The 19,942-nt window shown below is 68.4% G+C and carries 19 protein-coding genes; 4 read left to right on the top strand and 15 right to left on the bottom strand.

Annotated elements, in window-relative coordinates:
• From ACWELQ_RS03165 to ACWELQ_RS03135, 7 genes are all read right to left on the bottom strand, one after another.
• The coding region (locus tag ACWELQ_RS03165; protein WP_452395376.1) for a hypothetical protein at positions 1–1,663 on the bottom strand (1,663 nt) is incomplete at its 3' end.
• A 644-nt stretch (positions 1,664–2,307) separates the two neighbouring features.
• Positions 2,308–3,888, bottom strand: a complete 1,581-nt coding sequence (locus ACWELQ_RS03160) for an FAD-dependent oxidoreductase (RefSeq protein ID WP_452395375.1) — start codon at positions 3,886–3,888, stop codon at positions 2,308–2,310.
• 16 nt (positions 3,889–3,904) lie between these two features.
• Entirely contained in the window at positions 3,905–4,909 is a 1,005-nt protein-coding gene (locus ACWELQ_RS03155; RefSeq protein WP_452395374.1) for an AurF N-oxygenase family protein, read from the bottom strand.
• A 160-nt stretch (positions 4,910–5,069) separates the two neighbouring features.
• Positions 5,070–6,086 (bottom strand): Hsp70 family protein, encoded by a 1,017-nt coding sequence (locus ACWELQ_RS03150; protein ID WP_452395373.1) that lies wholly within the window; start codon positions 6,084–6,086, stop codon positions 5,070–5,072.
• A gap of 335 nt (positions 6,087–6,421) precedes the next feature.
• Positions 6,422–8,068 (bottom strand): N-acetylmuramoyl-L-alanine amidase, encoded by a 1,647-nt coding sequence (locus tag ACWELQ_RS03145; RefSeq protein WP_452395372.1) that lies wholly within the window; start codon positions 8,066–8,068, stop codon positions 6,422–6,424.
• A gap of 318 nt (positions 8,069–8,386) precedes the next feature.
• Complete coding sequence (locus ACWELQ_RS03140; RefSeq protein WP_452395371.1) at positions 8,387–8,848, bottom strand: QcrA and Rieske domain-containing protein; 462 nt, start codon at positions 8,846–8,848, stop codon at positions 8,387–8,389.
• A gap of 76 nt (positions 8,849–8,924) precedes the next feature.
• Positions 8,925–9,431, bottom strand: coding sequence for a sigma-70 family RNA polymerase sigma factor (locus tag ACWELQ_RS03135; RefSeq protein ID WP_452395370.1), 507 nt, complete (start codon positions 9,429–9,431; stop codon positions 8,925–8,927).
• A 283-nt stretch (positions 9,432–9,714) separates the two neighbouring features.
• Here ACWELQ_RS03135 and ACWELQ_RS03130 point away from each other — a divergent pair, with 283 nt between their 5' ends.
• From ACWELQ_RS03130 to ACWELQ_RS03120, 3 genes are all read left to right on the top strand, one after another.
• On the top strand, positions 9,715–10,050 hold the full coding sequence (locus tag ACWELQ_RS03130) for a hypothetical protein (RefSeq protein WP_452395369.1): 336 nt from the start codon (positions 9,715–9,717) through the stop codon (positions 10,048–10,050).
• Between the two features lie 46 nt (positions 10,051–10,096).
• Complete coding sequence (locus ACWELQ_RS03125) at positions 10,097–10,846, top strand: SDR family oxidoreductase (protein WP_452395368.1); 750 nt, start codon at positions 10,097–10,099, stop codon at positions 10,844–10,846.
• Between the two features lie 152 nt (positions 10,847–10,998).
• Entirely contained in the window at positions 10,999–11,751 is a 753-nt protein-coding gene (locus ACWELQ_RS03120; protein ID WP_452395367.1) for an alpha/beta fold hydrolase, read from the top strand.
• Positions 11,752–11,810: 59 nt separating this feature from the next.
• Here ACWELQ_RS03120 and ACWELQ_RS03115 read toward each other — a convergent pair whose 3' ends face one another.
• The 4 genes from ACWELQ_RS03115 to ACWELQ_RS03100 all read right to left on the bottom strand — a co-directional run bounded on the left by ACWELQ_RS03115 (position 11,811) and on the right by ACWELQ_RS03100 (position 16,083).
• A complete protein-coding gene (locus ACWELQ_RS03115; RefSeq protein WP_452395366.1) occupies positions 11,811–13,184 on the bottom strand; it encodes a bifunctional lysylphosphatidylglycerol flippase/synthetase MprF in 1,374 nt (457 codons plus the stop codon).
• Positions 13,185–13,295: 111 nt separating this feature from the next.
• A complete protein-coding gene (locus tag ACWELQ_RS03110; RefSeq protein ID WP_452395365.1) occupies positions 13,296–14,258 on the bottom strand; it encodes a DUF5996 family protein in 963 nt (320 codons plus the stop codon).
• Positions 14,259–14,287: 29 nt separating this feature from the next.
• Positions 14,288–14,941: an FMN reductase gene (locus ACWELQ_RS03105; RefSeq protein WP_452395364.1), complete on the bottom strand. Its 654-nt coding sequence runs from the start codon at positions 14,939–14,941 to the stop codon at positions 14,288–14,290.
• A gap of 8 nt (positions 14,942–14,949) precedes the next feature.
• Positions 14,950–16,083 (bottom strand): LLM class flavin-dependent oxidoreductase, encoded by a 1,134-nt coding sequence (locus ACWELQ_RS03100; protein ID WP_452395363.1) that lies wholly within the window; start codon positions 16,081–16,083, stop codon positions 14,950–14,952.
• Positions 16,084–16,377: 294 nt separating this feature from the next.
• Here ACWELQ_RS03100 and ACWELQ_RS03095 point away from each other — a divergent pair, with 294 nt between their 5' ends.
• Positions 16,378–16,740, top strand: coding sequence for a hypothetical protein (locus ACWELQ_RS03095; protein ID WP_452395362.1), 363 nt, complete (start codon positions 16,378–16,380; stop codon positions 16,738–16,740).
• A gap of 241 nt (positions 16,741–16,981) precedes the next feature.
• On the opposite strand, the gene ACWELQ_RS03090 is transcribed toward ACWELQ_RS03095, so the two are convergent.
• From ACWELQ_RS03090 to ACWELQ_RS03075, 4 genes are all read right to left on the bottom strand, one after another.
• The gene (locus ACWELQ_RS03090; protein ID WP_452395361.1) at positions 16,982–17,371 is read right to left on the bottom strand and encodes a hypothetical protein; all 390 of its coding nucleotides are present in this window, start codon (positions 17,369–17,371) and stop codon (positions 16,982–16,984) included.
• Positions 17,372–17,516: 145 nt separating this feature from the next.
• Positions 17,517–18,464 carry an ARPP-1 family domain-containing protein gene (locus tag ACWELQ_RS03085; RefSeq protein WP_452395360.1) on the bottom strand — a complete coding sequence of 316 codons (948 nt, stop codon included), beginning with the start codon at positions 18,462–18,464 and terminating at the stop codon, positions 17,517–17,519.
• 2 nt (positions 18,465–18,466) lie between these two features.
• Positions 18,467–18,598: a hypothetical protein gene (locus tag ACWELQ_RS03080; RefSeq protein WP_452395359.1), complete on the bottom strand. Its 132-nt coding sequence runs from the start codon at positions 18,596–18,598 to the stop codon at positions 18,467–18,469.
• Positions 18,595–19,911, bottom strand: a complete 1,317-nt coding sequence (locus ACWELQ_RS03075; RefSeq protein WP_452395358.1) for a hypothetical protein — start codon at positions 19,909–19,911, stop codon at positions 18,595–18,597. Before ACWELQ_RS03075 ends, ACWELQ_RS03080 begins: the two co-directional genes overlap by 4 nt.
• Positions 19,912–19,942: the final 31 nt, after the last annotated feature.

The raw sequence follows: 19,942 nt of genomic DNA, 5'->3' as shown, positions 1-19,942 counted from the left end.
CGTCTCCGGCCGGGGTGCCGCCGGTGCTGCCGGGCTGGGTGCCGCCCGGGGCGCTGCCGGGGGTGGTGCCGCCGGGCTGGCCGGATCCGGGTTGGCCGCTGCCCGGGTCGCCCGCGGCGGGTTGGCCGGTGCCGGGTTGACCCGAGGCGGGTTGACCCGTGGCGGGTTGACCGGATGCGGGCTGACCCGAAGCGGGTTGGCCCGTGGCCGGTTGGCCGGTTCCGGGTGGGGTTACGGCCGGTGGAGTGCCGGGTTGGGTTGCGCCCGGGGCGGTTACGACCGGGAGGGTGCCGGAGATCGGCTGGACGGTGCCGGGGACGCTCACGGCGGGGAGCTTGGGGAACGCGCCGACGGTCCAGGCGTAGTCCTGGAACGGGAGGGGGTTGGTGAACTGGGCCGGGTTGGCGTAGGTGACCGGATCCGGTGCGAGGGCGCGGGTTTCGCAGTGGGTGCCGCCGTTGGTGGTGTCGACCGGGCGGCCGTTGACCCAGGTGGAGGTGACCGTCGGGGCGATGGGGACGTAGGTGCGGACGGCTGCCACGGTGGTGACGGCGTGGGAGCGGGCTCCAGGCGGGGCGGCGGCATCCTCGAGGACGACGACATCACCGGTGCCGAGGACGGCCGCGCCGGAGGGCGGGTCGGCCGGTTCGGGGGCGGCTTGGAGTCCGGGCGGTCCGGCGACCGGCCCGCCGAGGACGGTGGCGGCGGACATGGCCAGCGCGGAAGCGACTGCGGCACCGGAGATCACGGCCGCGCGCGGGGCGTAGCGGCCGATGGCCGAGCCGGTGTCGATGCTGCGGAAGGCGGCGATGGCCGCGCCCACCGCGGCGGTGTGCGCCGGATCGGGCGACATGACGACCGGCCGTCCCAGGTCGGCCAGCACCCGCGCCACCTCGGCGGGACGGGCCGCGCCGCCGGTCAGCAGCACCCGGTCGATCTCCTCCATGTGCAGCCCGGCCCGGTGCACCACCGACCGGACCAGCCGCAGCGAGTTGCGAATGTGCCAGCTGCGCAGGCGATTCGTATCCGAGGCCGGAACCACGGCCGAGACCGGCTGGGTGTTCTGCGGCGCGATGCTGCGGGCATAGCGGGCGAGCAGCGTGCCCAGCGGGCGGCCGCCGTACTCGTACGAGCGCTCGGCGCGGCCGAGGATGCCGCGCTCGTCGACGTCCGCCTCGGTGCGCACCACGGCCAGGTCAAGGCTGTTGCCGCCGAGATCGTAGACCAGGGTGAGCCCGGATTCGGAGATGCCGTACTCCTCGTCGAGCCATTCGACCGCGGCCACCGCTTCGGGCATGAGGGTGACGTCCGCCGCGCCGGACCAGTCCAGCGCCCGTCTCAACCGCGTGACGTGTTTGTCCGAATAGCAAGCGGGATAGGTGGTTACGGCGGGCGCCTCGGGCGCGTTCGTCTCGATGAGCCCGTTCACCACCGCGGCCACCAGATCCGCCGGGGACCAGATGCGGCCGCCGATGACCACCGGGTCCGGCTCGGACGTGAGATCGGCGAAGTCGGTGACCACCGGGGCGAAGCGGGGAATTCCCCCGATATGCGGGCCGCCGGCGCTGTCGAAGGTGACAGCCGTCCGGCGAACTCGCACCGCGGGCCGGTTCCGATCACCGGCCGTTGTCGCCCATACAGAGTTCACTGTGCCGATGCTCATGCCAAAGCCAACTGTCATCGCTATCCCGTCAACGCACCGAGACCACGGCCTCCACGGGCGTACCAACCATGTGGTCGCGGTCGTTTACCAAACAGCTGGTTCAGGTTAACTGGCGTTAGCGGGGGATGAATATCGAATCGGGGGAAAAGATTTCGCGTCCAGTAGCGAAGGTGGCGAATCTACTGGTCAGGCAATATCGGCAGCAAGATCAAATCCAACTGCGGGACAAAAGCAACCGAACAGTCTTTCTCGGTGGCTACAACGCAGCGAACAAATAATTCATACCAACCGGTAGGCAAGTGGTGTCCGAAAAACAAAACCGCAACGTCAGTTTCGGAGTGTGAATTACCGATCACTGGTCGGTAGCTACCCGGGAATCCCCCACGCGGGCCGCTTCACCGTCCGTGATTCGCGACGAAATCTTCTGTACTACCGCTGATGTCGTTCCGAGCAAACGCGGCATTACAACTCGCACAACGGCATCGGTACGTCGCGTACGCGGACAACAAGAGCATTCGCAGCCGAGGCCGCACCGGATGCCTTGCGTGGCGCAGAATGTCAGCGGATCCGGCATGGAGACGGCATCGAGAACGACGAAGGCCGCCGCACGCGATGCGTGCGGCGGCCTCGGCTACAAACTATGACTACCGCCGGACGAGGAGCGGGAGCTTGCGGCGGGGGCGGTTGACCGCGCCGCCACGAATGGCGTGCGGCTGACGCCCACCGACCAGTCGGTCGAAATCGCCTGCGCTGTGGGCGGGTTGGGTCAGGCGACCGGCATTGAAATCGTCCACGAGCTGACGCACGGTCTGCTGCGCGCACGACTTGTTGGTCCCGATGAATCCGGTCGGACCGCGCTTGATCCAGCCGGTGACATACGTACCGGGCACCACCGCGCCGCCGGACTCCTCGGTCACCCGGCCGTCGGTGTTGGGGATGATCCCCGACCGTTCGTCGAACGGCAGCCCCGGCAGCGCCACACCGCGATACCCGACCGAAGCCAGCACCAGCCCGGCGTCGAGAGTCTCGACGTCCTCGGTCGCGACCGCGTGCACCCGGCCGTCATCGCCGGTGACGAGCTCGTTGCGCACCACCTCGACCCCGGTCACCCGATCCACCCCGGCGATCGCCGTGGGCGCGGACAGGTACCGGAACACGATGCGCTTGCGGCCGCCCACGGGCCGATCCGCCAAGCCGCGCAACAGCTTCAGCTTGTGCTCGACCTTCTGCGACATGCCCTCGACAGGTTCGGGAATCTCGCCCTCGACCACGATGTCGACATCCGCACCCAGCAGGCCCACGAATTCCGGCACGGTGAAGGCGGATTCGGCCGGACCACGCCGCCCGAGGATCACGACCTCCTCGATATTGCTGCGCCGCAACGCGGTCAGCGCCCGCTGCGAGACATCGGTACCGGCCAGCAGTTCGGGATCGCTGGTCAGGATGCGTGCCACGTCCAGCGCCACATTGCCGTTGCCGACGATCACCGCACGCCGCTGCGACAGGTCGAAGTGCCGCGCCGCCTGCGCCGGATGGCCGTTGTACCAGGCCACGAAGTCGGTGGCGGAGACGCTGCCGGGCAGACCCTCCCCCGGGATGCCGAGCTTGCGATCCGAGGACGCGCCGACGGCGTAGATCACCGCGTGATGGTGCGCCAGCAGCTCCTCGTGCGAGACATGCTCGCCCACATTCACATTCAGATACGAGCCGAATCCCGGCTGCGCCGAGATCACGTCGAAGAGCTCGCTCACCTTGCGGGTCTTGGTGTGATCGGGCGCGACACCGAAGCGGGCCAGGCCATACGGCGTGGTCACCCGGTCGAACACGGTCACGGAAACGCCGGGCTGCGTGAGCAATTCGTCGGCCGCGTACATGGCCGAGGGTCCCGACCCGATGACCGCCACCCGCAACGGTTCCCGCCGCTTGACCTCGGCCGCCGGAATCGGCTGCGCCAGCAGTGGCCGCGGCCGCTCCTGCCGGTAGAAGTCGGCGTTGATCTCGATGAACGGAAGCTGTTCCTCGGTAAGCTTTTTCGTCGAGGTGATGGCGTCGACCGGGCACGCGGTGGCGCACGCACCACAGTCCACGCACGCCTGCGGGTCGACGTAGAGCATCTCCGCGGTCAGGAAGTCGGGCTCATCCGGCGTCGGATGGATGCAGTTGACCGGGCAGGCGTATACGCACGAGGCGTCGCTGCAACAGGATTGGGTGACTACGTACGGCATTGGACGCTCCCCTTTCCTAGGCTGCCTTGCCGGAGCGGATCGGCTCCGAGCGGTAGCGCGAAGCCTGGCCGTCGATGCCGAACAGCTTCCAGACCTGCTTGGAGATCGGGTTCATCAGGCCGATGTCCTTGGCCAGCGCGCGCACGTCGATGAAGTAGTCGGCGAAGACCTTCTTGGCCTCCTTGGAGCCGTAGAACAGCTCCTTGCGCACCGAATCCGGAATGTCGAACTCCTGGAAGAACTTCTTGGGCGGCGTCGCGATGGAACGGCCCAGGATGAACATGACGATCGGCATGGCGACCGAGAGCACGAACCGGTTGGCGACATTGCCCTCGGGCACGTGCTGCTTGAGGAACTCGTGCGCGAAGGAGATGTGGCGCGCCTCCTCGGCGACGTGGATCGACATGACGCCGCGCATGATCGGGTGCACCTCCTCACCCGAACGCAGGATCTGCTTCTGGATGTGGTCGATCGGCTCCTCGCCGGCGAGCACGGCCATGAAGAACAGGTTCGGGAACATGATCGCGATCGGGACGCCGAGCAGCCGGAACTGCTTGACCAGCGGGCCCATGCCGGGCACGTCCGCGCCGATGCGGTTCACCATCTCCTGGAACATCAGGGTGTGGTTGAGCTCTTCGGACATCTCGTGGGTGCAGTACCGGAATTCCGGGTCACCGTTGGCGAGGCCGAAGGTGTGGTTGACCATGCCGCTGATCAGGATGGACTCGAACTGCAGGCCGACCTTGGCGATATTGGCCTGGCGGTACTTGCCGAGCGCGATCTGCTGCTCGACCGGCAGCGACTGGTACCACTCGTGGCGGCCGAGCGGGTCCGCGGATTCCGGCAGGATCCAGCGCTCGGGACGGGCGTCGGCGTCGAAGTCCGGGTTGTCCCAGTCGATGTCCTCGTAGGGGTCGAAGTGCTTGTTCACCGACCCTTCCGAAAGCAGCAGCAGCTTGTTCGCGTACTCCTGGGCTTCGGCCACCACGGGGTCTTCGATGGGCGTCGTGGTCGGAGACATCGTCGTCACCTCTCCAGTTGGGGGGAGCGTTTATCTGTTCCCCATAGTTACACCAAACAAGAGAGGCGTCAACAACGTGTTCGCACCATGCTTGCAGAAGTTAGCGGGACTTGGCATGTACAGACATACGAACCCGCGAGTAACCGAGCAAATGATCAATTCAGAGGGCGGCCACCCGCACGACACGCCGGAACAACCCGGTGATCGAATGATGGCGATGGCCTGAGGAATCCTGCTCGAGCAACGCCTGCCGGGCCGCCAGCGCCGCGCCGTCGGCGATCGTGCGCTCCGGATCCGACGCCACCACGACCGGCCGCGCCAACTCCTTGGCCAGCACCTGCGCCACCTCCGGCGGGCGGGCCGCACCGCCGACCACCAGGATCCGATCCACATCGGCCATGGTCACATCCGCGATGCGCAGGCATTTGTAGACCAGTGCCAGCGACCGGCGAATGTGCTCGCTGCGCAGTTCACCCGAATCCGCGTCCGAGAGCCCGCGCGGCACCACCTGGGCGCCCGCGGTGCGCCGCAACTTGCGAGCCACCATGTCACCGAAGGCCCGGCCGCCGTACTCGACCGAATGCAGCGGCAACCCGACCACCGGATTACTGGGCGCGCCCATGCCGACCCGCAGCAGCGTGATGTCCAGCCCCGACCCGCCGAGGTCGTACACCAGCGCCAAACCCGGTGTGAGCGGCCCACGTTCGGCCGCCAGCCAGGTGACGGCGGCGATCGGCTCGGCCACCAGCGTGGCCCGCGACAGCCCGACACCATCGAGCGCGGAGCGCAGATCCGCGACCAGATTGGCCGAGTAACCGGCCGGATGGGTCACCGCGATACCGGCCTCCCCGCTGTCCAGCGGTTCGGCCGGGGGCTTGCCCAGCACCTCCGTCACCACGCTGAACGCCACCGTCGCCACCAGGTCCGCCGCCGAGAGGGCGCGATGCCCGACCCGCGCGACGGGAGCCCCGCGCTGGGTGAGATCGGCGAAATCGGTGATGACGCGGCCGTGCCGGGGAATGCGGCCGACGCGTGCGGTACCGGAACTGTCGAAGGTGAGGGTGCTGCGCCACGTCGTGGGCGGGAGCTGGGCCCCGCGGCGGCCGGGCGGATGTTTTCCGGATCGATCGGCCGCTGTCGAGCAGACCGTATTCACCGTGCCGATAGACAAACCCACGCCGAACGCCATCATCCACCTCGATCTGTCGAGCCGTAATTGCCAGCGCGTCTGACCCGACCCGAATTCATGCAACTCCTGCGCCGGATGCTTGCCAACCACCGGACACGAAGTTGTCCGCACGTGCGCCGCATTGCCGCGACAACCTTGCTGTCCAGGCAGGCGGCGGTAGTCCGGGGCCGCGCGTTTCGCGGTCGCGAAAAGTTTGCCCAGCTTCGTCGGTTCGCCGGATATGGGACAGAAGGTGCCGAACGGTTCGCCTGTGGCGGGTGCTACGAAAAACGCCCCCGCCCTGGAAGATCCAGAGCGGGGGCGAGCGTTCGCCGGGCCTGCGACTACTTCGTGGCGGGCGTGGCCAGCATGTTCGTGCTCAGCACCGACACCACGCTGTAGGCGAGGTTGAGCAGGTCCGCGCTGACACCGGTATTGCCGAGCAGCATCTTGGCCAGCGGGCCGAAGAACTTGATGGCCGACTGCACCAGCGTGCTCATGGTGTCCACATCCAGGCCGCCGCCGTCCGACTTGGACTTCGGCGACTGGGGCTGCGCACCCGGGGTCTGCGCACCCGGATTCGCCTGCGCGCCAGGGGCGGCCGGGGCCGGAGTCTGCGCGCCGCCCTGGGTGCCGGGCGCTTGCCGTTTCGGCCCACGCGGATCCGCCACCGGCTTCACCGCCGGAGCGGCACCCGGCACGCCACGCTGCGCCGGAACCACCTGCGGCGCGGCCTGACCCGGCTGCGCGGCGGGCAGGGTCGGCTGGATCTGCACCTGCGGTGCGGGCGGGGTCTGAGCCTGCGGTGCGGGCGGAGTCTGAGCCTGCGGCGCGCCACCCTGCTGGGCCAGACCCAGGAAGGTGTCGGCCAGCTGCTGGAAGGCGTCCAGTCCACCCGGGAGCGCCGGTTCACCCGGATTCGCCTGCGCCGGAGCGGGAGCGGGCGGCACCTGCGCGGCCTGAGCGGAAGGCTGCCCCGGCACCTGCGCCTGCGGTTGCACCGGCGGCACCTGCGCCGGAGCCACCGGACGCGGGGTTTCCACCGGGGCGGGAACCTGCGCCTGCGGGGCTACCGAGGGCGGGGTCACCGGCTGCGGCGTCTCCACCGGCGGCGGCACCTGCGCCTGGGCGGGCTGCGCCGGAATCGGCTGTCCCGGTTGGGTTCCCGGGGCGGTCGCCTGCTCGGCGTCGGCGGGCACCGGCACGCCGAGCAGGTAGGACGCGATGCCGGTGACGATGGTGACCGCGTGCTTGAGCTGTCCCTCCGGGCTTTCCAGCTGCGCCGCGTCCTCCGCGTTCGCGCCGTTGCCCATCTCCAGGAACACGTCCGGCACGGTGGTGAGCGCGGGACCGGCGATATCGGCGCGGGTCTGCAGTCCGTCGACCGCGCCGTTGTATCCGGCGACCTGATATCCGGCCTGCACGTAGGCGTCCCGCATGGCCTTGGAGGCGGCCAGTCCGGCGCCGGACTGCACCTCGCTGACCTTGGCGTCGGGCACCGGCAGCTGCGGCACGATGAGGTGGAAGCCGCGCCCGGTGGCGGGCCCGCTGTCGGCGTGGATGCTGAGGGCGACATCCGCGCCGGAGGCATTGGCCGCCTGCGCGCGTTCGTCGACGCAGCCACCCCAGCCGGTGTCGTCCGGCCGACTCATGACCACGTGCGCGCCGAGCCCCTCGAGCGAGGTGCGAACCAGCTGCGCCACATTCCAGTTGATGGTGTGCTCGGCGACGCCGTGCAGGCTGGTCATGCCCGTGGTCTGGCACGCCTTGGTGCCACCGCGGCCATCACTGACCTGCTTGTTCTCGTCCTGAGTGTGATTCGGACCCTGATGACCGGGGTCCAGGAAGATGGTCTTGCCGGCGAGCTTCTGCGGCAGCTCGGGCAGAGCGGGTGCGGCCAGAGCAGCGACCGGAACGATTCCGGCCACGGCGGTGATCGCCGCCGCGGTGACGGCGGTGCAGATTCCGGCCTTGGTGATGCTTGGCTTCATAAGCGGACGGCGCTCGGGGCGGAGCGCCCCTCCCTTCCCACTAGTAACACCAGACCCAGCAGTTCACTCCGGTAACTCTGGCAACATCAGTTACCTTCTGGCAAGCTTCGTGATGAAACCGTTATAAGTGGTCGGACGTCCAGAAACAGCTGATCAGAGCGCTGACGGACACGTCGGGCAAACGACCACACCGCCCACTATCCCGTAATCGGCCGCCGTAATCCGGACGACGCGCCCGGGACGGCGCGCCACAAACACGACCGCCTCGCACGACGATTCGTGCGAGGCGGTCGGCAAGCAGGACCCGGGGCGGGACGATCAGGCCGGGACGATCTTGTCGCCGTCCACTTTGACCGCCTTGGCGTCGAGCGCGCGCGGGGCCGGGCCGCCCGCGACGGTGCCGTCGAGGTGGAAACTGCTGCCGTGGCACGGGCACTTGATCAGCCCGTTGGCGACCTCGTTGACCTTGCAGCCCAGGTGGGTACAGGTCGATGAGAAGCCCTGGAATTGGCCCGCGGTGGGCTGGGTGACGACCGTGTCACCCGCGATGACGCCGCCGCCGACCGGCACATCCTTGGTGTAGGCCAGTTCGTCGCCGTCCTTCTTGGCGGCGGGGTCGTCGGCCTTGGCGGCCGACGGGTTGGGGGCGGCCGAGGCCGGTTGGTTCGAAGCGCTGCTGCATCCCGCCACGGTGAGGGCGGTGGCGGCGACCGCGGTGGCGGCCAGGGCGGTACGGCGGTCCACGGCGAATCCGCCGGGGCCCGGGATCTTCTCGGTCATCGGTAACTCCTCGCTCGGGGCCGCGCCCGGGGTCGGGGCGGCCACTCTAGTTCGACGTGCGGGGAGCGCTACGGGTTCATGCGCTGACCGGCAGCCTGCGCAGGGAACGCAACGCGTAGTGCACGCGCGTCTTGACGGTGCCGACCGGAATCCCCAGGTCCGCAGCCACATCCTGATAGGCGCGGTCCCGCAGGATGACCTGCACGACCGCGTCGCGCTGGGGCGGCGGGAGCTGCTCCAGCAGATCGGCGACCAGCAGACCGTCGGTCAGATCTTCCACGAAATCGGGGCGGGCGCAGTGGTTTTCGGTCTGCTCCCCGATCTGGTCCCAGCTGGTGTCGCCGGGACGGGACGCCCGGAAGCGGGCGGTATCGGTGAGGACATTGCGTTCGATGGTGAGCAGCCAGGTGCGCACGCTGCCACGGGTCGGGTCGTAGCTGGCGCAGGCGCGCCACGCCCGCAGCAGGGTCTCCTGCACGGCGTGCTCGGCCAGACCCGGGTCGCCGAGGCGGCTCATGGCCCGCCAGTGCAGCAGGCCGCGATCGGCGGCGAGCACGGCCGCCAGGCCCGCCTCGGTACACAACCGGGCACAATCGCCGGTACATCCGGTCGCGACCGGGCGAAGTCTCTCCATGCCTTGAATATCGTTTCGGAGGCCGAAAGAGCATCGCCCGCGATTGTTCATTCGCCGAAATCGGGCGATTTCCCGAAAACAGACCGGATTTTCTGATAGACCCCTCCCCGGGAGAACGCGGGGATCACCCACACCGCCGCACGTCGGGAACCGTGTGGCGCAGTGAGCTGCTCAGGGAGGAAAAATCGTGCGTGCAGGCGCATTCTTGGCCGCGGGAACATTCGCTTCGGTAATGACCATTGCCGCATCCGGAATCGCGGCGGCCGAACCCGCCACGGATATCACGGTCGACGGGACCTATCTGGTCAATGTGGATATCAAACCGGGGACTTATCTCGGCGACGGGTCGCCGGACCCGGCCAACGGCGGCTGCTTCTGGCGGCGGCTGTGGAAAATTCAGACACCACAGGACTATCCGGACCCGAACTACTACATCATCGCCAGCGACTTCGTCCGGTCGAAGCCGGTGGTCGTGGAGATCAAGGCGACCGACGTCGGGTTCTCGACCGTGAACTGCGGGGCCTGGCACCTGCAACCGGCACAGCCCAACACGGGCTCCGCCGGATAACCCTTCTCCGGTGAAGGAAAAGCGGCGGCACGGTTAGGGTGGCGGGATGAGCAGGCAGAAGATCCTCATCACCGGCGCCAGTTCCGGATTGGGCGCGGGCATGGCCCGCGAATTCGCGCGGCGCGGGCGGGATCTCGCGCTGTGCGCCCGCCGGGTGTCGAATCTCGAGGAGTTGCGCGACGAGCTGCTCGCCGCGCACCCCGGGATCACCGTCGCGGTGCGCGGACTGGACGTGGACGACCACGCGGCCATCCCGAAGGTCTTCGAGGAACTGGCCGCGGAGCTGGGCGGGCTCGACCGGGTCATCGTCAATGCCGGAATCGGCAAGGGCGCGCGCATCGGCACCGGCCGCGCGGACGCGAATCTCGCCACGGCCACCACGAATTTCGTGAGCGCGCTGGCGCAGGCCGAGGCCGCGATGAGCATCTTCCGGCGGCAGAACGCCGGGCACCTGGTACTCGTTTCCTCCATGAGCGCGGTCCGCGGCCTGCCCGGCAAGAAGGCCGCCTACGCCGCCAGCAAGGCCGGCGTCACCGCCCTGGGCGAGGGCCTGGCCATCGAACTACGCGGCACCCCGATCAAGGTGACCACCCTGCAGCCGGGCTTCATCGCCACCGACATGGCCGCCAAAGCCGGAGACGCCAAACTCGTCGCCCCGCTGGACAAGGGCGTCAACTCCATGGTCGCCGCCATCGAACGCGAAGCCCTCCGCGCTTCGGTACCCGAATGGCCGTGGCGGGCACTGGCATTGGTGATGCCACTGCTCCCGCGCGCGGTCGTGGCCCGGATCGGCTGACCGCCGCCTCGCTTCATTCCCCCGTCTCGCCCTTCTCCGTCATTCCCTCCCAGTCATTCCGGCGTGCTTTTGGCCGGAATCCAACGCCTCGGGGTGTGGATCCCGGCCAAAAGCACGCCGGGATGACGAACGGGGTGACTAGCATCGCGATCATGGCGAAGTTCACCACGTGGGATGGGTTGGAGCTCAACTACACCGTGTGGGAGGGCGAGGGCGTGCCGGTGGTCCTTCAGCACGGCATCGTGGCCGACACCAATGCCAATTGGATGAGCGTCGGAGTGGTGGCGGCCCTGCGGCGGGCGGGGCATCACGTCATCTCGCTGGACGCCCGCGGGCATGGGCGGTCGGAGAAGCCGCATGACGCCAGCCGGTATTCGTGGCGGTTCATGGCCGATGACGTGCGGGCGCTGTTCGATGAGCTGGGGTTGGATCGGGTTGCGCTGGTGGGTTATTCGATGGGCGGGATCATCTCACTGCTGGTCGCGGGCGCGGACAAGCGGGTGGAGCGGCTCGCCATCGGCGGGATCGGCTGCGGGGTGGTGGACTGCGGCGGGATCGACTGGCGGGTGATCCAGGCCGAGGACATCGTCACCGCCATGACCGGCGAGATCGGCGACACCGTCCCGCAGGCGCGGATGTTCCGCATCCTCGCCGACGCGCTGGGCGCGGACCGCGCGGCCATCGCCGACGTCGCCGCGGGCATCAACGAGGCCCCGATCGAAAACCTTTCCGCCATTACGATTCCCACCCTGGTGCTGGCGGGCGACGCCGATCCGTTCGCGGCCGAACCCGAACGTCTCGCCGCCGCCCTGCCGAACGCGAAATGCGTCGTCGTCAAGGGCGACCATCTCGCCGCCGTCGCCGACCCGGCCTTTTCTACCGCGCTGGTCGACTTCTTGGCGTGAGAATCTGCCAGGCCCCTACGGGTTTTCAGGGGATTACCCGTGAGAGTTACGCGAGTTGTTCAGTGCTGCTTGCGGTGCGGGACGAACTCGAGGGTGAGCAGCGCGGCCGCCACGATCAGCACCTCACGCCAGCGCAGCAGGACGTAGCGCTGATCGCCGAATGCGTTGAACTTGCGCAGGAATCGGTACAGCGATTCCAGCCGGATGAGCGGATCCCCCGCCCGCACCGCCAGATACACCGTCTGCATGGTCCGCGACCGCTGCTTGTCGGCGAAGATCTCCGGAAATGCCGCGAACGCCAGCGAGATTCGCTTGATGCCACGCTCACGCGCGTACTCCGTCAAGTCGACGATCATGCGTTCGTCGAGTCCGTTGGGCGCGTCGTGCCGCCGCCACGGCACGTCCAGGCTCAGTTCCTGTCCGTTGCCGGACATGCCGTAGCGCTGGAAGCCCACCACCCGGCCGTCGGCGTCGCGGGCCAGGACCACCAGCATGCCCGGATGCCGTCCGTCGAGCAGGTGGTCGAGGATCATGGAGAAGCCGCGGGTCTGCCGCCCGTGTCCCCATTCGTCGACGATGGACAGCAGGGTTTCGCGCAGCGGTTCGGTGAGCGCGACCTCGGGCAGGATCTCGGTGGTGACGCCGAAGTTCTTGGTCCGGCTCACCGCCTGGCGCAGATTGCGGAATTTGCGCCCGACCATGTCGAATCCGCCGACCTCGACGACCACGTCACGCCCGATCGCGATGGCGCGCAGCCCGCGATGATCGACGGCCCGCCGCTGCCAGACCTGGGTGACCGCCGGGCTCGCGCCCAGCACCGCGATCTTCCAGCCGTGGCTGCCCGCGAAAAGCGAGAATTCGGTGAGCAATTCGGGGAACCGGTCGGCGTCGCCGATGGGATCGCCCGCGACGACGGCGATTCCGAAGCGCGCTCGGTAGGCGATGGCCGCGGAGCCGTCGGCATTGAAGAAGTAGCTCTTGGAGGAGTGCAGTGCGAAGGGCGCCAAGGGATCTCCCTGGCTGCGCCGCACCAGTTCGGCCACCCGGGGTAGCTGTTCGGGCTGCGGGCTGCTGCCCTGCGGCAGCACCAGGATCGCGCCGCTGGCCGCGAGGAAGACGAATCCGACGGCGGGATGTTCGGTCCGGTAGGCGAAGTTCGAGATGACCAGGGTGACGGCGGCGCCGGTGAGATGCGGCAGGGTGATGGGACGGCGCAGGTAGAGCCCGCGCGCGACGAACAGTCCGGCGAAGGACACCGCCACGAACCAGCCGTGGTCATCACCCTCGCTGGAGGCTCGTTCGGCCGCCCAGACCAGGATCAGGCTGCCCAGCACCAGCGCGCCCATCAATCCGACACGGGTGGTGGGTCCGGCCGTGAAGGTGGTTTCCCGGTAGGCGGTCAATGTCGGATTCGGTATGCGTTCTTCACGCATCTGGACCCCTCTTCTCCACACGCGAAAGCCTTGCGGGCCCTCTCCCCATGGCGATCATCCCATGACTCCTCTTCGACACACTATGCCGGAGAGACGATTCGGGGCATTCGATTATTCCGGCCCGCCCAGCCGGGGTGAGGTCAATACGGGATCGGTGATGCCATTGTGGCAGGCCAGACCGACAGCATCCCAGCCTGCGAGACGCGAACCCGCGTCGTAGGCGGACTGGAAGAACCCCAGCGCGGTGCCGACCGGATCGGCGGCGGCGCGCACGTCGTCGTAGGGCAGATAGGCGCTGTGCCCGGAACCCGACGCCACCCATCCGGCGGTGGCCGGGCGCAGCGGCTGCTCGGCGAGCCCGGCGGGTTCGGGTGCGGTGTAGGAGTAGAAGGTCGGCGCGGGCACCTTGTCGTCGCCGAACCAGAATCCGGCGCTGATCACCTCGCGGGAATAGGCTTCGCGGGTCACGGGATCCACGCTGGCGGGCATGTCGATCTTGCGGTCGGAGAACCGCTGGACCGCGAGATCGAAGGTGTGCCAGAACACTTGGACCGGTGAGATCTTGCCCGAGTAGGTGGCGCTGAACTCTTCGAGAACGCGGCCCACCTGACTCTGCACCCTGAAGGCGCGCTGGGCGGCGACCGGGTCGTAGTGATGGTGTTCCTCGTCCTCGTCGAAGGGCCGCCCGTGGTCGGGCAGATCGAAGGGGGTGGGGTGGGCGAGTTCGACGTCGACGCCGAGGTTGCGCAGCCCGCTCATGGCCTCGATGTAGAAGCTGGCCACCGACTGCCCGCCCAGCGGGATCTCCTCCCGGGTGCCGCGGTCGTTGGCGATCCGCAGCACATGGTCGAAGAAGTCGAACTCGCAGGTGAATACCGGTCCGTCGGTGGCGGAGCCGAGCGCGACCGTGGTCCAGCCGCGCGCGGTGAGCCGGTAGGTCATATGCCACCAGTGGTTGCGACGAATGCCCTTGGCCAGCGCCACCTTGCCGATGATCTGGGCGTAGCGGTGCAGGGTTTCCTTCGTGGGCCGCCAGGAGTCGAGCGGGATGGCGGGCAGAATTTCCTCGACCATGCGTGTGATGCTACCTAGCTATCGATTGGTTATCGGTCATCGCCGGTGTGCCCGGCCAGCAGTTCACTGAACGGCCGCACCGCGCCGACACCGTTGCCGGAGGTGCGGTGCCGGGTCGGTTCGTCCTGGAGGAAGCCCTGCACACCGACGGGTTCCGCGACCACGAGCTGCGCGAGTTCGGCGGCCGCCCGGTGCACGCGGTCGGTCAGACCGGTCGAGCCGAAGTCCTCGGTGGCGGCGAAGACACCGGTCGGAACCACCACTGCCCGCAGGTACGTGAACAGTGGCCGGAGCGCGTGATCGAGTACCAGCGAATGCCTGGCAGTGCCCGCGGTGGCGGCGATCAGGACCGGCATGCCGTTGAGGGCGTCGGTGTCGAGGACGTCGATGAACATCTTGAACAGCCCGCTGTAGCTGGCGGTGAAGACCGGCGTCACGGCGATCAGGCCGTCCGCGGCCGATACCCGCTCCCGCACGGCCGCCACCGCGGGGGTGGGCAGTCCGGTGGTCATGGTGGTGGCGAGGTCGGCGGCCAGCTCCCGCAGCTCGACGACCTCGACCTCGAGGCTCTCCCCGCGCCCGCCCACCGCCGCGGAGACCGCGGCGGCGAGCTGGTCGGCGAGCAGCCGGGTGGAGGAGGGCTGTGACAGTCCGGCGGTCAGCACGACCAGCTTGCGACTCATGCTCGTCCTCAATTCTTCTCGGCGAGCACACGCTCGCGGGCGGGTTCGACCAGGTGGTGCGGGGCGTCCGGGCCGGCGGCGACCAGCGACGCGTGGGTGGGCGGTTCGCTCGGCACCCCGGCCGGGCGGCGCGCCTCGAACTCCTTGCGCAGCACCGGGACCACCTCCTTGCCGAGGATCTCGAGCTGCTCGAGCACCATCTCCAGCGGCAGTCCGGCGTGATCCATCAGGAACAGTTGCCGTTGGTAATCGCCCACATTGTCGGCGAAACCGAGGGTGCGTTCGATGACCTGCTGCGGCGTGCCGACCGTCAGCGGGGTCATCTCGGTGAAGTCCTCCAGCGACGGGCCGTGTCCGTAGACGGGCGCGTTGTCGAAGTACGGACGGAACACCCGCTTGGCCTCGGCCTCGGTCTCGGCCATGAAGACCTGCCCGCCCAGGCCGACGATGGCCTGTTCGGCGGAGCCGTGCCCGTAGTGCTCGAAGCGGCGGCGGTAGAGCGTCACCATCTGCTTGGTGTGCTCCGGGTTCCAGAAGATGTTGTTGTGGAAGAAGCCGTCACCGTAGTAGGCGGCCTGCTCGGCGATCTCGGGCGAGCGGATGGAGCCGTGCCAGACGAACGGCGGGGTGCCGTCCAGGGGCGCGGGGGTGGAGGTGTAGCCCTGCAACGGGGTGCGGAACTTGCCTTCCCAGTTGATGTTCCGTTCGCGCCACAGCCGCCGCAGCAGGTGGTAGTTCTCGATCGCCAGCGGGACGCCGTCGCGAATGTCCTTGCCGAACCACGGGTAGACGGGTCCGGTGTTGCCGCGGCCCATCATCAGGTCGGTGCGGCCGCCGGACAGATGCTGCAGCATCGCGAAGTCTTCGGCGATCTTGACCGGATCGCTGGTGGTGATGAGGGTCGTCGCGGTGGACAGGATCAGATGGTCGGTCTGCGCGGCGATGTAGCCGAGCATGGTGGTCGGCGAGGACGGGACGAAGGGCGGATTGTGGTGCTCGCCGGTGGCGAAGACGTCGAGTCCGACCTCTTCGGCCTTGCGGGCGATGGCGACCATGGCCTGGATGCGCTCGGCCTCGGTCGGGGTGCGGCCGGTGGTGGGGTCCATCGTCACGTCACCGACGCTGAAAATTCCGAACTGCACGGGGTCCTCCTCGGATCACTGCCACTCTTGGTGGATATGGCAACCAATTGAACCACGGTGTCCCCCGGGGTATTCCGGGCGTGATTCCCGCCACTCGACGCCACGCCCCGCGACCCGCCGGGCGGTGGCCGAATTCCGGCGGCACCTGCCCGTTCGGTCGCTCGAGTACGGCGACGTACCCGCAAACTCTCTGCGGGTAGAGCGAAACGCTCAGTAGTGCAAGATCTTTCGAAGTATCCTGAATATTCCCCGCGCAACGCCGGAGATGTCGAGCATGGACAGGGGGTAGATCCGATGGCGGACAACACCGTCGGCACGGCATATGCCGTCGTCGTGACCGCGGTCGCCGATCCGATGCAGGTGGAGGGCCTGGAATGGGATCGCGCGGTGGAATACCTGCCCAGCATCGACTCCCACACCATGCAGAAGTGGGTACGCGCCCAGGAGTCCGGGCCGGGCGCCCGGCACGGGGTGGTGATTCCGGGTCCGCAGCGCCGGGTTGTTCCACGTCAGCCCTATCGCGAGGTGTGTGTTCCCTCGGCCGAATATCAGCTCTTCAGTGCGGCGGTGCGCACCAATCGACGGCGGGCGCTCGCGACCACGTGCGCCGAAGAGGAAGCACGCCAGCGAGATCGCGTGCTGTCCACGGCCCACTGAACGTCCACGACCCCCTCGAACGAACGAATGCCCGGCGCGAGGGGTCTCGCCGGGCATTCGTGAGGCCGGAGCCTCGGGGAGTAAGTCGGGACAGGTGACCGGCGCGCCGACGGTTCGGATATCGCCCTTAGGTGGACGATTCATCATCATCTGGAATGAAGGTGAATCCCGCCGTGCCCGGTTCAGTTCCCGTACCTCATTCAATCCCCTTTCCCATTGCGACGCAACCGATTTAATCGTCTCAGGCCGACACGAGCGCGGCGTTGATCTTCTGGGTCATCGCCGTGGTGGTCGGGTGTGCGACCGGGGTGGCCGCCGCGACGGCCGTCAGCACGGTGTCGCGGAAGTTGGCGGCCTCCGCCGGATCCTGCTGCTGCAGCAGGGAAACCGAGGCGGTCAGCGCCGGGAAGACCTGGTCGGCCAGTTCCGCCGTGTTCTTGCCCCGCAGGGTGATGTCCTTGGTCTTGGCGGCGAGGATGTGGCCGATCTCGCCGGTGGCCGAGTACAGCGCGATGGAGCCGTTGGTGGCGGCCCGGTGCGGCTTGGGCGAGGCGGCGGCCAGCAGCGAGACCGCGCCATAGGCGGCGGAGCGGATGGTCTGCAGGTCCTGGGCGGTCAGGTTGAGGGACATGATGTGTACTCCTTTGATTCCGTGGGGAATTCGACCGGATCCTGGCTGGATCCGGGTCGCTGTTTGCGATGTACACACTGTCGCCGGGTCCGCTGACAGCGACCTGATGTCGCACTGACATCGGCGCTGACAGCGGAGGGGACCGTCAATGAACCGCGAACAGGGAGGCGTAGACCGGCCGGTCGTGCTCGGTGACCACCTGACCCGCGACCTGCGCGCCGGTGAGGGTGTGCAGGCGCAGATCCAGGTACCGCTCCTGCTCGGCGCTGTTCATCGTGGTGTCCGCGGGCATCCACGAAACCAGTCGCTCGGTGTGGTGCTCGCGGGCACTCGTCAGTTCGGCGCGCAGTTCCGCGAGGTCCCGCACCGCGAACGGCTCAGGTTCCGGACGCGCCGGCTCGGCCCGCCAAGCGGCGACGCCGTAGGCGAAACACACCAGCGGCATCCACATTTCGGCGAAGTAGCGCGGATCGGGCGCGATCTCCAGACCCGCGAACCGCTCGCCGACGAAGAACAGTGCGCCCAACTGGCCGGGCAGCAGCTCGAGTCGGCTGCGGAACTGGGTCAGTACCGCACGCTTACGGGTGAGGATCTGCTCGAGGTGTCCACGCGCAGGCAGCCCGTACCGGCTGTTGACCGCCGAAATGTCTTGCCACAGCTTGGAATACCCCGGCTTCCCGCGCAGCGCGAGCGCCTTGGCCCGCAACTCCACCGGCAGCACGAAGAACCACTGATCACGTCCTTGCAGGTAGCCGCCCTGGGCCGCCTGCACGCAGCAGGCGTCCTCGAACAGCCGAGTCTCCCCCGCCCCCATGAGCGCCGCCGAGCAGAGCGCATGATTCTGCGCCCCTTCCTGGATGTACCCGATGTGCAGCGGCACAATGGCCACCCCCGACGGCGCGCCGTTGTGCAGTTCCACACTGCCGTATCCGACAACACGATTCAGCTTCAACCCCGACCGCGGCGGCACGATCCCGGGCCGCTCGGGCCCGTGAATCGGCACCATGGTCAGCGCCCCCGCGACTTGCGGCTCCCCCAGCCGGTACCCGGCCAGGTCGACCGGCGCGCGAACGAGAGTATCGAGACGAGTCATGCTTACAGCTCCTGACCGATCGCGGCGACCGAGGTACGTCCGAGGACGTCGAGTTGGGTGATGAGGCGCCGGTCGAACCAGATCGGCCCGTCGAGTTGGACGATCGCGACGAGCCTGGCGATAAGACGAGTCACTGTGCTGCTCCTTCCGGTCGGGCGTCGAGGAAACGGTGGGTGGCGGTGCGGATCCAGTCCGCGCCGCCGGGGGTGCGGGCGAACAGCCAGGGCAGCAGGGCGGCGAAATCGTCCTGGTGCCAGAAGGCCGTGTGGGGCAGGGCCGGGGCTGGATCGCGCAGGGTGCGGTCGTCGCTGCCGGTGAACAGGGCCTGGCACAGCACGATCGGGGTATCGACGCCGATCGACGGCAGTGTTGCCGCGACGCGGGCCAAGTCCCCCGGCAGTTGGTTCTCGTAGCCGTCGGTCACGACGACCACCAGGTCCGGGGCCGGGTGCGCCGGTGCGGCAACGGCTTCCAGGGCGTCGAGGACGCCTGTGGCCAGGTCGGTCGCGGCCGTTTGGGCAGCGCCGACCTCGATCACGGTGAGCTGGGGGCACAGCTCGGCCAGGGTCAGGCGGAGGGCTTCGGCCTGGGAGAGCAGGGCCCATTCTCGGTCGCCGTAGCCGCGCATGGACTCCGAGGTGTCCAGGACCAGGGCGATGTGGCCGTGCAGGGGTGGCAGGCCACGGACGGTGGCTGCGACGTATCCGGCCAGCGCGGGACCCAGTTCGGTTGCGGGGCCGCCTCGGTACAGGTGAACCAGGGTGGCGGCGATGTCGCCGCGGTTGGTGACGGTGACGATGGGCTCGCGGTCGCGGGTCGGCTCCAGCGGTGCGATCGGCTCCGTGAGCACGGGGACGCCGTGGGTGCCGGGCGCGTAGAGCTGACGCAACCGTTCGACGGCGCGGTCCGGATTCGCGGTGAACCGCAGCAGGTTTCGGCGCAGTTCAGGTGAATCGGTGGTGCCGTCGAGGATCTGTCGCAGGCAGGCGCGGGCGGTGTTCTTGCCGAGGGCGTGCTCGAGGCAGTCACGCAGGGCGGGGCGGCGGGCGGCGATGAGGAGTTCGGCGTCCGGGTGGTCGAGGACGAAGGCCGCGATGGCGCGGGTGACGTGCTTGTGGTTGGCGCGGCGGCGGCGCACGGCCAGCAGGACGGTGATCACGTCGGCCGGTGGCAGGCCGAAAAGCAGTGCACGCGTGGCTTTGTCGAGAATGCCCCGGGTTTCCTCGGGCAGCTCGGCGCGAGAGGCGAGCAGGGTCCGCAACAGGACGCGGGCGCGCTGGGTCTCGTGCACGCCGGGGACCAGGGCGGTCAGCACATACCCCTCGGGGTCGGCGGCGTGGGCGGCCCGGTGGAATTCCGCGTCGTCCCATGCCACGACACCGGTTCGGGACAGCGTCAGGGGCGCGCCGTGGGTGCGGAAATGGTCGAGAATTACTGCGGTGTTCACCCTTGCAGTATGGGAGCGCCGCACCGGGGAA

This window comes from Nocardia sp. NPDC004722 (assembly GCF_053601505.1).
The sequence above is the reverse complement of the archived record's forward strand: the minus strand, read 5'-3'. Positions and strand labels throughout refer to the sequence as shown.